The 12,498-nt window shown below is 71.5% G+C and carries 11 protein-coding genes; 8 read left to right on the forward strand and 3 right to left on the reverse strand.

Annotation, left to right across the window (positions count from 1 at the left end; all coding sequences use genetic code 11):
• Positions 1-36: 36 nt before the first annotated feature.
• On the forward strand, positions 37-1,077 hold the full coding sequence (locus G3I41_RS34965) for an NAD(P)-dependent alcohol dehydrogenase (RefSeq protein WP_164404537.1): 1,041 nt from the start codon (positions 37-39) through the stop codon (positions 1,075-1,077).
• Between the two features lie 111 nt (positions 1,078-1,188).
• On the opposite strand, the gene G3I41_RS34970 is transcribed toward G3I41_RS34965, so the two are convergent.
• The gene (locus G3I41_RS34970) at positions 1,189-1,701 is read right to left on the reverse strand and encodes an NUDIX domain-containing protein (protein WP_164404538.1); all 513 of its coding nucleotides are present in this window, start codon (positions 1,699-1,701) and stop codon (positions 1,189-1,191) included.
• Between the two features lie 107 nt (positions 1,702-1,808).
• On the opposite strand from G3I41_RS34970, the gene G3I41_RS34975 reads away from it, so the two are divergent.
• Positions 1,809-2,354 (forward strand): DUF1697 domain-containing protein, encoded by a 546-nt coding sequence (locus G3I41_RS34975; RefSeq protein WP_164404539.1) that lies wholly within the window; start codon positions 1,809-1,811, stop codon positions 2,352-2,354.
• Between the two features lie 4 nt (positions 2,355-2,358).
• On the opposite strand, the gene G3I41_RS34980 is transcribed toward G3I41_RS34975, so the two are convergent.
• Positions 2,359-2,754: a helix-turn-helix transcriptional regulator gene (locus G3I41_RS34980; protein WP_164404540.1), complete on the reverse strand. Its 396-nt coding sequence runs from the start codon at positions 2,752-2,754 to the stop codon at positions 2,359-2,361.
• Positions 2,755-2,852: 98 nt separating this feature from the next.
• Between G3I41_RS34980 and G3I41_RS34985 the strand changes: the two genes are divergently transcribed.
• The 6 genes from G3I41_RS34985 (at position 2,853) to G3I41_RS35010 (ending at position 11,467) form a co-directional block, all read left to right on the forward strand.
• Positions 2,853-4,334 (forward strand): MFS transporter, encoded by a 1,482-nt coding sequence (locus tag G3I41_RS34985; protein ID WP_164404541.1) that lies wholly within the window; start codon positions 2,853-2,855, stop codon positions 4,332-4,334.
• 10 nt (positions 4,335-4,344) lie between these two features.
• On the forward strand, positions 4,345-5,370 hold the full coding sequence (locus G3I41_RS34990) for a glutathione S-transferase C-terminal domain-containing protein (RefSeq protein WP_164404542.1): 1,026 nt from the start codon (positions 4,345-4,347) through the stop codon (positions 5,368-5,370).
• Positions 5,371-5,471: 101 nt separating this feature from the next.
• Complete coding sequence (locus G3I41_RS34995; protein ID WP_164404543.1) at positions 5,472-7,691, forward strand: NADP-dependent isocitrate dehydrogenase; 2,220 nt, start codon at positions 5,472-5,474, stop codon at positions 7,689-7,691.
• 185 nt (positions 7,692-7,876) lie between these two features.
• The gene (gene ctaD, locus G3I41_RS35000) at positions 7,877-9,607 is read left to right on the forward strand and encodes a cytochrome c oxidase subunit I (protein WP_164404544.1); all 1,731 of its coding nucleotides are present in this window, start codon (positions 7,877-7,879) and stop codon (positions 9,605-9,607) included.
• The gene (locus tag G3I41_RS35005; RefSeq protein ID WP_164404545.1) at positions 9,604-9,972 is read left to right on the forward strand and encodes a hypothetical protein; all 369 of its coding nucleotides are present in this window, start codon (positions 9,604-9,606) and stop codon (positions 9,970-9,972) included. The genes ctaD and G3I41_RS35005 overlap by 4 nt, the downstream gene beginning before the upstream one ends.
• 133 nt (positions 9,973-10,105) lie before the next feature.
• Positions 10,106-11,467, forward strand: a complete 1,362-nt coding sequence (locus tag G3I41_RS35010; protein WP_164404546.1) for an NAD(P)/FAD-dependent oxidoreductase — start codon at positions 10,106-10,108, stop codon at positions 11,465-11,467.
• A gap of 24 nt (positions 11,468-11,491) precedes the next feature.
• Here the strand turns inward: G3I41_RS35010 and meaB are convergent, their stop codons facing one another.
• The gene (gene meaB / locus G3I41_RS35015) at positions 11,492-12,490 is read right to left on the reverse strand and encodes a methylmalonyl Co-A mutase-associated GTPase MeaB (RefSeq protein ID WP_164404547.1); all 999 of its coding nucleotides are present in this window, start codon (positions 12,488-12,490) and stop codon (positions 11,492-11,494) included.
• Positions 12,491-12,498 lie beyond the last annotated feature (8 nt).

Consider the following 12,498-nt stretch of genomic DNA (forward strand, 5'->3'; position numbering starts at 1 on the left):
ACACGAGTCACAGCCACAGAGGTCGAGGAGGACCCCATGAAGGCAGTTCAGTACCGCGAGATCGGCGCCGCACCCGAGGTCGTCACCGTGCCCGACCCGGAGCCGGGTCCGGGCCAGGTGCTGCTGAAGGTCACGGCGGCCGGCGTCTGCCATTCCGACATCGCCGTGATGAGCTGGACCGCGGACCAGTTCCCGTACCCGCTGCCGCTCACCCTCGGCCACGAGGGCGTCGGCACGATCGCCGCGCTCGGCGACGGCGTCACCGGCCTGGAGACGGGCCAGTCCGTCGCCGTCTACGGCCCCTGGGGCTGCGGCACCTGCGTGAAGTGCGCGGAGGGCAAGGAGAACTACTGCCTGCGCGCCGCCGAGCTCGGCATCAACCCGCCCGGCCTGGGCTCGCCCGGTGCCATGGCCGAGTACATGATCGTGGACGACCCGCGCCACCTCGTGCCCATCGGCGACCTCGACCCCGTACGCACCGTGCCGCTCACCGACGCCGGCCTCACCCCGTACCACGCCATCAAGCGCTCCCTGCCGAAGCTGGTGCCCGGGGCCACCGCCGTCGTCATCGGCACCGGCGGCCTCGGCCACGTGGCGATCCAGCTGCTGCGCGCCCTGACGTCGGCCCGGGTGATCGCCCTCGACGTCACCGAGGACAAGCTCGCCCTCGCCCGCACCGTCGGGGCGCACGAGACCGTCCTGTCCGACGAGCACGCGGCCGCCCGCATCCGTGAACTGACGGGCGGCATCGGCGCCCAGGTCGTCCTGGACTTCGTCGGCGCCCCGCCGACCGTCGCCACGGCGGGCGCGGCGGCCGCCATCGACTCGGACGTCACCATCGTCGGCATCGGCGGCGGAACGCTGCCCGTCGGCTTCGGCGTCCTGCCGTTCAACACGACGGTCACCGCCCCCTACTGGGGATCGCGGTCCGAACTGGCCGAGGTGCTGGACCTGGCCCACGCGGGAGCGGTGGACGTCCACGTCGAGACGTACCCGCTGGACGAGGCACCGCTGGCCTACGAACGCCTGCACGCCGGCAAGATCAACGGCCGGGCGGTCATCCTCCCGCAGAGCTGACCGGGCGGACCCCGCCGTACGGGCGCGGCCGGCACAACGGCCGCGCCCGTACGGCGGGACGGGCCCCACGGGCTTCCTCGTACACGAGGACGACGGCGTCCCGCCGCACCGTCACCCGCCTCCACCCGCGCTGGTCGCGCCACCGCCCGCCAGGTGCTCGCGGAGCCGGTCCACGAAGACCCGCTGCCCCTTCACCAGCCGCTCCGCCGCCTCCCCGGGCGTGCACCAGGCGAACCGGTCCATCTCCGGGAACTCGCGCACCGTCCCCGACTTCCGCGGCCACTCCATCGCGAACGTGCCGGGCACCGCCGTCGCCGGGTCGGCATCGCCCTCCAGCGCCCACACGGTGACCGTCTTCCCGCTGGGCTGGCGGGCCTCGCCCAGCGCCACCCACGGACCGTCCGGCGCCGGATGCCCGAACTCCTCCTCGAACTCCCGCCGCGCCGCCGCCCGCGGCTCCTCGTCGGGGGCGTACTCACCCTTGGGCACCGACCACGCGGCCTCCTCGCGCCCCGTCCAGAACGGGCCGCCCATGTGACCGATGAGCACTTCGAGGCCGCGCCCGGCACCGGTGCGGAACAGCAGGAGCCCCGCGCTGCGGCGGGTGGTCTTCTTGGCCGTCATGCCGTCAAGTGTGCGCGGCGGTGAGCGCGCCGCCGCGCAGGCGGCGGGGCTACGCTGTCGGCGTCGGCCGCACCCCGCGTTCCTCCCGCATGAACAGGTGATCGGACTTGCTGTACATCGCACTTCTCCGGGGTTTGAACGTGCCGGGCCGATCCGTGAAGATGGAGCGCCTGCGCGGACTCTTCACGGAGCTGGGTCTCGCCTCCGTGCGCAGCTACATCCAGAGCGGCAACGTGTTCTTCGAGTCCGACGAGACCGACCGGGACGCGCTCGCCGCCCGGATCGGCGGTCATCTCGCCGGGGCCCTCGGCTACGACGTCGCGGTGTGCCTGCGCACGGTTCCCGAGCTGGAGGCGCTGATCGCGCTCGACCCGTTCAAGGACGTGACGGTCACCGACGACATCCGCTGCTGCGTCGTGTTCACGACCGCGCGCATCGCCCCGGATCTGGCGCTGCCGATGCTTTCCCCCAAGAAGGACATGGAGATCATCGGCCACACCGATCACGACGCCTTCGTCGTCTGGCACCTGATCAACGGCAAGGCCCCGGCCGCCAAGGGCTTCCAGGAAGGCGTCCTGGGCCGCGACGCGACCACCCGCTTCTTCCACACCGTGGTGAAGATCCTGGCCGCCGCCCGCAAGGGCACGGGCTGACCGCTCAGGCGCGGTCGATGTGCACGCTGGTCGACTTCACCCGGGCGGTGGCCTGCACACCGACCTCCAGGCCCAGTTCCTCGACGGCCTCCCTGGTCAGCAGGGACACCAACCGGTGCGGCCCGGCCTGGATCTCGACCTGCGCGGCCACATCGCCCAGCTTGACGGCGGTGACGATGCCCGCGAACGCGTTGCGCGCGGAGGTGTACGAGACGTCCTCGTCGCCCGCGCCGTTCTGTGCGACCTCGACGGAGAACGCCGCCAGGTCGCGGCCGTCGATGAGGCGGCGGCCGCCCTCGTCGCGGTGGGTCGCGACGCGCCCCGCGTCGGCCCAGCGCCGGGCGGTATCGGGGCTGACGCCCAGGAGCCGGGCCGCCTGCCCGATCGTGTACGACTGCATGCGCCGTACCCTAACCGGCCCGCGGCCGCGCGGCCCCCGCACGGCCGGGTGGACCAGCCGGGGTGAGGAATCCGGGCGCGCCCCCTAGGGTGCGAACCATGGCAGAGAGCGCGGGGGACCGGGATTCCGACCGGCACGACACGCCCGATCCGCGACGGTGGCGGGCGCTCGCCGTCTGCCTGGTCGCCGGGTTCATGACCCTCCTGGACGTCTCGATCGTCAACGTCGCGCTCCCGTCCATCAAGGCGGGGCTGCACACCCCGGAGTCCGACCTGCAATGGGTCCTGTCCGGTTACGCCCTGGCCTTCGGCCTGTTCCTGATCCCGGCCGGGCGGCTCGGCGACGCCCGCGGCCGGCGCGCGGTCTTCATGGCGGGGCTCGCTCTCTTCACGCTGTCCTCGGCGGCCTGCGGCGCCGCCCAGTCCAGTCTCTGGCTGGTGATCGCCCGCCTGGTCCAGGGGCTGGCCGGCGGGATGGTCTCGCCCCAGATCTCCGCCCTCATCCAGCAGATGTTCCAGGGCCGGGAGCGCGGTCGCGCCTTCGGCATGTTCGGCACGGTGGTCGGCATCTCCACCGCCGTCGGGCCGCTGCTCGGCGGCCTGCTCATCCAGGCGGCCGGAGCGGACGAGGGCTGGCGCTGGGTGTTCTACGTCAATCTGCCGCTGGGCCTCGTCTGCCTCCTGCTGGCCCGCCGCCTGCTGCCCGACACCCCGTCCGCCGGTCAGGTCCGGCTGCGGGACCTCGACCCGCTCGGTGTGCTGCTGCTCGGCTCCGGGGTCCTGGCCCTGCTGCTGCCCTTCGTCCAGTCCCGCCAGTGGCCCGGCGACGAGAAGTGGCTGCTGCTCGTCCTGGCCGTGGCGCTGCTCGTCGCCTTCGTCGGCTGGGAGGCCCGGTGCGGCCGGCGCGGCACCCAGCCGGTCGTGGACCTCCGGCTCTTCAAGGTGCGCTCGTACTGGCTGGGCTGCCTGCTCATCCTGCTGTACTTCGCCGGATTCACCTCGATCTTCTTCATCACCACGCTCTACCTCCAGAGCGGGCTGCACTACACCGCCCTCCAGGCCGGTCTGGCGATCACCCCCTTCGCGCTGGGCTCCGCCGTCGCCGCCAGTCCCGGCGGCAGGCTCGTCGGGCGCTTCGGCCGGCCCCTCGTGGTCATCGGACTGGCCGCCGTGGCCGTGGGCCTCGGGGCCACCGCGCTCGCCGTCCACCTGGTGCCCGGCCGCGGCGCCGGCTGGGCGATGGCCGCCCCGCTGCTCTTCGCGGGGCTCGGCAGCGGCCTGGTCATCGCACCCAACCAGACCCTGACCCTCTCCGAGGTGCCCGTGGCCACCGCGGGCAGCGCCGGCGGCACCCTCCAGACCGGACAGCGCGTCGGCTCCGCCATCGGAATCGCCGCCGTCGGAGCGGTGTTCTTCGCCCAGGTCGGCGGCGACGGCTGGTCCGACGCGTACGACCACGGGCTCATCGTCTCCGTCGCGTTCGTCGTCGGCGCCCTTCTCGTCGCGCTCGCCGACGTGGGCGGCGGCCGACGGGGCAGACGCCGTACACAGCACTCCCCACCTCCCGCAGCCGCCTCCTGAGGAGAACGCGATGAACGACTCCGCCGGCACCGACGGCAACAGCTCGTACGGACACAAGCCCTTCAAGCGCTCCCGCAGCCACTTCGCGGACCGCGTCACCGCCGACGGCCGCGACGGCTGGCCCGTCGAGGCGGGCCGCTACCGGCTGGTCGCCAGCCGGGCCTGCCCCTGGGCCAGCCGCGCCCTGGTCTCCCGCAGGCTGCTCGGCCTGGAGGACGCCCTCTCGCTCGCCGTCGTCGACCCGCTCCAGGACGACCGCAGCTGGCGCTTCACGCTCGACCCGGGCGGCCGCGACCCGGTGCTCGGCATCCGCTACCTCAGCGAGGCGTACGACGCCCGCGAGCGCGACTACCCGGGCGGCGTCAGCGTCCCGGCGATCGTCGACGTACCCAGCGGCAAGCTGGTCACCAACGACTACCAGCAGATCACCCTGGACCTCGCCACCGAGTGGACCGCCCTGCACCGGTCCGGTGCGCCCGACCTCTACCCCGAGCCGCTGCGCGCGGAGATCGACGCGGTCATGGAGGGCATCTACCGGGACGTCAACAACGGGGTGTACCGGGCCGGCTTCGCGGACACCCAGGACACCTACGAGGAGGCGTACGAGGCACTGTTCCGCCGCCTCGCGGAGACGTCCGAGCGGCTCGCGGACCGGCGCTACCTCGTCGGCGACACGATCACCGAGGCGGACATCCGGTTCTTCACCACCCTGGTCCGCTTCGACGCCGTCTACCACGGCCACTTCAAGTGCAACCGCCGGAAACTCTCCGAGGACCCGGTGCTGTGGGCGTACGCCAAAGACCTCTACCAGACCCCCGGGTTCGGGGACACGGTCGACTTCCACCACATCAAGCAGCACTACTACCGGGTGCACACCGGCATCAACCCCACCGGCATCGTGCCCGCGGGCCCCGACCTCTCCGGCTGGCTGACCCCGCACCACCGCGAACAGCTCGGCGGACGCCCCTTCGGCGACGGCACCCCGCCCGGACCGGTGCCCAGGGGCGAGGGCGTTCCGCCCGGCGGCCGGCCGTAGGACGTCTTCCGGCCGGTGTGGGGCAGGGCCCTGTCGAGCCCGCGCCGCTCACGAGATATCTTGATGTCAAGCAATGTTGCAGACGTGGAGCGGAGCACAGGGTGACTGACTCGACCATCATCTATACACACACCGACGAGGCCCCGGCCCTGGCGACGTATTCGTTCCTGCCCGTGATCGAGGCGTACGCCTCCAAGGCCGGGGTCACCGTCGAGAGCCGGGACATCTCCCTGGCGGGCCGGATCATCGCCGGCTTCCCCGAGCGCCTCCGGGAGGACCAGCGCATCGACGACGCTCTCGCCGAGCTCGGCGAGCTGGCCACCACGCCGGGCGCCAACATCATCAAGCTGCCGAACATCTCGGCCTCGATCCCGCAGCTGAAGGCCGCGATCGCCGAGCTCCAGGCCCAGGGCTACGCGCTCCCGGACTACCCGGACGACCCGAAGACCGACGAGGACAAGGACGTCCGCGCCCGTTACGACAAGGTCAAGGGCAGCGCCGTCAACCCGGTCCTGCGCGAGGGCAACTCCGACCGCCGCGCCCCCGCGTCGGTCAAGAACTACGCCAAGACCCACCCGCACCGCATGGGCGCCTGGACCGCCGACTCGAAGACCAACGTCGCCACCATGGGCGTCGACGACTTCCGGTCCACCGAGAAGTCCGCGGTCATCGCCGAGCCCGGCACCCTGCGCATCGAACTCGCCGGCGACGACGGCACCACCACCGTCCTGCGCGAGTCCGTCCCGGTCCTCGCGGGCGAGGTCGTCGACGCCTCCGTCATGCGCGTCGCCGCCCTGCGCGAGTTCATCACCGCCCAGATCGCCCGCGCCAAGGCCGAGGGCGTCCTCTTCTCCGTGCACCTCAAGGCCACGATGATGAAGGTCTCCGACCCGATCATCTTCGGCCACGTCGTACGCGCGTTCTTCCCGAAGACCTTCGCCGCGTACGGTGACGCGCTCGCCGCGGCCGGCCTGACCCCGAACGACGGTCTGGGCGGCATCCTCAAGGGCCTGGAGGCCCTGCCCGAGGGTGCGAAGATCAAGGAGTCCTTCGAGGCGGAGCTCGCCGAGGGCCCCGCCCTCGCCATGGTCGACTCCGACAAGGGCATCACCAACCTGCACGTCCCCAGCGACGTCATCGTGGACGCCTCCATGCCGGCCATGATCCGCACCTCCGGCCACATGTGGGGCCCGGACGGCAACGAGGCCGACACCATCGCCGTCCTGCCGGACAGCAGCTACGCCGGTGTCTACCAGGTCGTCATCGACGACTGCCGCGCCAACGGCGCCTTCGACCCGGCCACGATGGGCTCCGTGCCCAACGTCGGCCTCATGGCGCAGAAGGCCGAGGAGTACGGCAGCCACGACAAGACCTTCGAGATCCCCGCCACCGGCACCGTCCGCGTCGTGGACGCCGCCGGCAACGCCGTGCTGGAGCAGGCCGTCGGCGCCGGCGACATCTTCCGCATGTGCCAGACCAAGGACCTGCCGGTCCAGGACTGGGTCAAGCTGGCCGTCACCCGCGCCCGCGCGACCGGCAACCCGGCCGTCTTCTGGCTCGACGCGGACCGCGCCCACGACGCGCAGCTCATCGAGAAGGTGAAGACCTACCTCGCCGAGCACGACACCGAGGGTCTGCAGATCGAGATCATGACCCCGCAGGAGGCCACCGCCTTCTCCCTGGAGCGCATCCGCCGCGGCGAGGACACCATCTCCGTCACCGGCAACGTGCTCCGCGACTACCTGACGGACCTCTTCCCGATCCTGGAGCTCGGCACCAGCGCGAAGATGCTCTCCGTCGTCCCGCTGATGAACGGCGGCGGCCTCTTCGAGACGGGCGCCGGCGGCTCCGCGCCCAAGCACGTGCAGCAGCTCGTCAAGGAGGACTACCTGCGCTGGGACAGCCTGGGCGAGTTCCTGGCCCTCGCCGTCAGCTTCGAGCACCTCGCGCAGACCACGGGCAACGCCCGCGCCCAGGTCCTCGCCGACACGCTGGACCGGGCCACGGCCACGTTCCTCAACGAGGACAAGTCGCCGTCCCGCCGCCTCGGTGGCATCGACAACCGCGGCAGCCACTTCTACCTGTCCCTGTACTGGGCCCAGGAGCTGGCGCAGCAGACCGCCGACGCCGAGCTCGCCACCGCGTTCGCCCCGCTCGCCAAGACGCTGTCCGAGCAGGAGCGGACGATCGTGGACGAGCTGATCGCGGTCCAGGGCAAGCCGGCCGACATCGGCGGCTACTACCAGCCCGACCCGGCCAAGGCCGCGGCCGTCATGCGTCCCTCCGCGACGTTCAACCAGGCGATCGCGAGCCTCGTCTGACCCGACGGTCACCGACGCCCCGGCCGGCTCCCGCCGCGCCGGGGCGTCGGCGTCTCCGGAGGACGGCCCTCAACCCCCCTGACGAGTGAATGTCGCGCCCCGGCGGGTGCCGGGCCGCGCGACGGGCCCGCTTCGCTGCTTTGCTGCATCCGGTAACAGGGATGCACAAGCGAAGGAGCGGCCCCGTGACGACGACGGGCACACCAGGTACGGCCGAGGACGAGGAGTCGTACTCCAACGAGCTGCCGGTACGCGGCAGGCAGCCCGGCAACGTCGTCATCAAGTGGGCGACCACCACCGACCACAAGACGATCGGCACGCTCTACCTGGTCACCTCGTTCGCGTTCTTCCTGGGCGGCGGTCTGCTGGCCCTGTTCATGCGCGCCGAGCTGGCCAGGCCGGGCATGCAGATCATGTCGAACGAGCAGTTCAACCAGGCGTTCACGATGCACGGCACGATCATGCTGCTGATGTTCGCGACGCCGCTGTTCTCCGGCTTCGCGAACTGGATCATGCCGCTCCAGATCGGCGCGCCGGACGTGGCGTTTCCGCGGCTGAACATGTTCGCCTACTGGCTCTACCTCTTCGGCTCGCTCATCGCGGTGGCCGGCTTCCTCACCCCGAACGGCGCCGCCGACTTCGGCTGGTTCGCCTACTCGCCGCTGACCGACGTCGTCCGCTCGCCCGGGGTCGGCGGCGACCTGTGGATCATGGGTCTGGCCTTCTCCGGGTTCGGCACGATCCTCGGTTCGGTCAACTTCATCACCACGATCATCTGCATGCGCGCGCCCGGCATGACGATGTTCCGCATGCCGATCTTCACCTGGAACGTGCTGCTGACCGGTGTGCTGGTCCTGCTCGCCTTCCCAGTGCTCGCCGCCGCCCTGCTGGCACTGGAGGCGGACCGCAAGTTCGGTGCGCACGTCTTCGACGCGGCCAACGGCGGGGCGCTGCTCTGGCAGCACCTCTTCTGGTTCTTCGGCCATCCCGAGGTCTACATCATCGCCCTGCCGTTCTTCGGCATCGTCTCGGAGATCATCCCGGTCTTCAGCCGCAAGCCGATCTTCGGCTACATCGGTCTGATCGGTGCCACCATCGCCATCGCCGGCCTCTCGATCACGGTGTGGGCGCACCACATGTACGTCACCGGCGGGGTGCTGCTGCCCTTCTTCTCGTTCATGACGTTCCTCATCGCGGTGCCCACCGGGGTGAAGTTCTTCAACTGGATCGGCACGATGTGGAAGGGCTCGCTCTCCTTCGAGACACCGATGCTCTGGTCGGTCGGCTTCCTGGTCACGTTCCTCTTCGGCGGCCTGACCGGGGTGATCCTGGCGTCCCCGCCGCTCGACTTCCACGTCTCCGACTCGTACTTCGTGGTCGCGCACTTCCACTACGTCGTCTTCGGCACCGTGGTGTTCGCGATGTTCGCCGGCTTCCACTTCTGGTGGCCGAAGTTCACCGGCAAGATGCTGGACGAGCGGCTCGGCAAGATCACCTTCTGGACGCTGTTCGTGGGCTTCCACGGCACGTTCCTGGTGCAGCACTGGCTCGGCGCCGAGGGGATGCCCCGCAGGTACGCGGACTACCTCGCCGCGGACGGCTTCACCGCGCTGAACACCATCTCGACCATCTCCTCGTTCCTGCTCGGCCTGTCGATGCTGCCCTTCCTGTACAACGTCTGGAAGACCGCCAAGTACGGCAAGCAGATCGCGGTCGACGACCCGTGGGGCTACGGCCGTTCGCTGGAGTGGGCGACCTCCTGCCCGCCGCCCCGGCACAACTTCGTCACCCTGCCCCGTATCCGCTCCGAATCCCCGGCATTCGACCTGCACCACCCCGCCGTGCGCGAGCTGGAGGAGGCGGCCACCCGGCCGCACACCTCCGCGACGGTGGCGCCGGGGGACAAGCAGGCGTGAGCGGCGAGGAGAGGCGGGCGCCGGCCGGCCCGGACACCGAGAGCGCGCGGGGACTGGCCCAGCTGGAGGGCTACCTGCTGTGGAACGCCGAGGCCGAGCGGGCCCGCGGGCTCGCCCGCCGCTTCACCGACCAGCTGCCCTGGCTCACCACCGCCCAGCGCGAGGACGTGGAGCGGGTCTACACCGCCGAGCGGACCGCCGAATCCCGGGTCGTGCTGGCGCGGATCTCCGCGCGCGCCCTGCAACTGCGCGGCGAGTACACCGAGCGGTACCACCGGCTGCGCGTCCGTTGCGTCGCCGCCGCCGTGGTCTGCGCGGGCGCGGCGGGCGGTGCCTGCGGCGTGGTCGCCTACCTGTCCAGGTGACCCGCCCCGGTCGTCCGTTCTGCCGTCCCAGCAGGCGCACTCGCCTCCCGGTCGTGAAGATGAGAGGTGACGGGCGCGTGTGACGGGGCAGGCGAACGGACGACCGTGCAGACCCCCAGAAGGGACGATCACTGTGGCACGACCCAGGATTCTCGTAGTCGGAGCCGGTTTCGCCGGGGTCGAGTGCGTACGCCGTCTGGAGCGGGGGCTGCGGCCCGGTGAAGCGGACGTCGCGCTCGTCGCCCCGTTCTCGTACCAGCTCTACCTGCCCCTGCTGCCCCAGGTGGCGTCCGGAGTACTGACCCCGCAGTCCGTCGCGCTGTCGCTGCGCCGCAGCAGCCGCCACCGCACCCGGATCATCCCCGGCGGGGCCATCGGCGTGGACCCCGAGGCGAAGGTGTGCGTGATCCGCAAGATCACCGACGAGATCGTCAACGAACGGTACGACCACCTCGTCCTCAGCCCCGGCAGCGTCACCCGGACCTTCGACATCCCCGGGCTCCTCGACCACGCCCGCGGCATGAAGACGCTGGCCGAGGCCGCCTACGTACGCGACCACGTCATCGCGCAGCTCGACCTCGCGGACGCGAGCGACGACGAGGAGGAGCGGGCCTCCCGGCTCCAGTTCGTCGTGGTCGGCGGCGGGTACGCCGGCACCGAGACGGCCGCCTGCCTCCAGCGCCTCACCACGAACGCGCTGCGGCACTACCCCCGCCTCGACCCGAAGCTCGTCAAGTGGCACCTGATCGACATCGCCCCGAAGCTCATGCCCGAGCTGGGCGACAAGCTGGGCGCCAGCGCCCTCAAGGTGCTGCGCGACCGGGGCATCGAGGTGTCGCTCGGTGTGTCCGTCGCCGAGGCGGGGCCGGACACCGTGACGTTCACCGACGGCCGGGTGCTGCCCTGCCGGACGCTGATCTGGACCGCCGGGGTCGCCGCCAGCCCGCTGGTCGGCACCTTCGAAGCGGAGACCGTGAAGGGCCGGCTCGCCGTCACGCCCGAGATGACGCTGCCCGGCCACGACGGCATCTTCGCGCTCGGCGACGTGGCCGCCGTGCCCGACCTGGCCAAGGGCGACGGTGCGATCTGTCCGCCCACCGCCCAGCACGCGCTGCGCCAGGGCCGCAAACTCGCCGACAACGTGCTCGCCAAGCTGCGCAACCAGCCGCTTCAGCCCTACGTCCACAAGGACCTCGGGCTCGTCGTGGACCTCGGCGGCAAGGACGCCGTGTCCAAGCCGCTCGGCATCGAGATGCACGGCATCGCCGCCCAGGCCGTGGCGCGCGGCTACCACTGGTCGGCGTTGCGCACCAACGTCGCCAAGGCCCGCGTCATGGCGAACTGGCTGATCAACGCCGCCGCCGGCGACGACTTCGTCCGTACCGGCTTCCAGATGCGCAAGCCGGCGACGTTGCGGGACTTCGAGTACACCGACAGCTACCTCACCCCGGAACAGGTCCGGAAGCACACCGCCGCCCTCCACACCCGGATGTGACCGGGCGCGGCGGGCGGCGGACGCTCAGACCGCCGGGCCGGGCCCCCGGAACGCGGCAAGGATCTCCTCGGCGGCCAGCGTCGCCGGGAGCGTCCCCTCCCGCACCCGCCGCTCCAGGTCCGGCGCCACCGCCCGCACGCCGGCGTGGCCGCGCAGGCTCTCCAGGAGTTCGTCGCGCACCATCGTCCAGGCCCAGTCCACCTGCTGCTCGCTGCGCTTGGCGGCGAGCCGGCCGGTCGACTCCAGCAGCGCCCGGTGCTGTTCCAGCCGTTCCCACAGCGTGTCGAGACCGGTGGACTCGCGCGCGCTGCACGTCAGGACGGGCGGCGTCCACGCCGCGTCCGCCGGGTGCATCAGCCGCAGCGCGCCCGCCAGTTCACGGGCCGCGGCCTTCGCGTCGCGCTCGTGCGGGCCGTCCGCCTTGTTGACGGCGATGGCGTCCGCGAGTTCCAGCACGCCCTTCTTGATGCCCTGCAACTGGTCACCGGTGCGTGCCAGGGTCAGCAGCAGGAACGTGTCGACCATGTTGGCGACCGCGGTCTCCGACTGGCCGACACCGACGGTCTCCACCAGCACCACGTCGTAGCCCGCCGCCTCCATCACCACGACGGATTCGCGGGTCGCCTTCGCCACCCCGCCGAGCGTGCCGGCGGTGGGGGAGGGGCGCACGAAGGCGTCCGGGTCCACCGCCAGCCGTTCCATCCGGGTCTTGTCGCCCAGGATGGAACCGCCCGTCCGGCTGGACGACGGGTCGACCGCCAGGACGGCGACCCGGTGCCCGAGCCCGGTGAGCATGGTGCCGAGCGCGTCGATGAACGTCGACTTGCCGACCCCGGGCACCCCGCTGATGCCGACGCGCCGGGCGTGGCCCGAGTGCGGCAGCAGCCGGCGCAGCAGCTCCTGCGCCAGCGCCCGGTGGTCGGGCCGGGTCGACTCGACGAGGGTGATGGCGCGCGCGATGTGCGCGCGCTTCCCGTCGAGCACGCCCTTCACGTAACTGTCGAGATCGATCCTCGGGGCCATCGCTCAGC

The organism is Streptomyces sp. SID9727 (genome assembly GCF_010550605.1).
In the GTDB taxonomy this organism is placed as follows: Bacteria; Actinomycetota; Actinomycetes; order Streptomycetales; family Streptomycetaceae; genus Streptomyces.

Coding starts and splice junctions, on each gene's coding strand:
- G3I41_RS34965 (WP_164404537.1), top strand. CDS start 37: ATGAAGGCAGTTCAGTACCGCGAGATCGGCGCCGCACCCGAGGTCGTC.
- G3I41_RS34970 (WP_164404538.1), bottom strand. CDS start 1,701: ATGACGGCCAAGAAGACCACCCGCCGCAGCGCGGGGCTCCTGCTGTTC.
- G3I41_RS34980 (WP_164404540.1), bottom strand. CDS start 2,754: ATGCAGTCGTACACGATCGGGCAGGCGGCCCGGCTCCTGGGCGTCAGC.
- G3I41_RS34985 (WP_164404541.1), top strand. CDS start 2,853: ATGGCAGAGAGCGCGGGGGACCGGGATTCCGACCGGCACGACACGCCC.
- G3I41_RS34990 (WP_164404542.1), top strand. CDS start 4,345: ATGAACGACTCCGCCGGCACCGACGGCAACAGCTCGTACGGACACAAG.
- meaB (WP_164404547.1), bottom strand. CDS start 12,490: ATGGCCCCGAGGATCGATCTCGACAGTTACGTGAAGGGCGTGCTCGAC.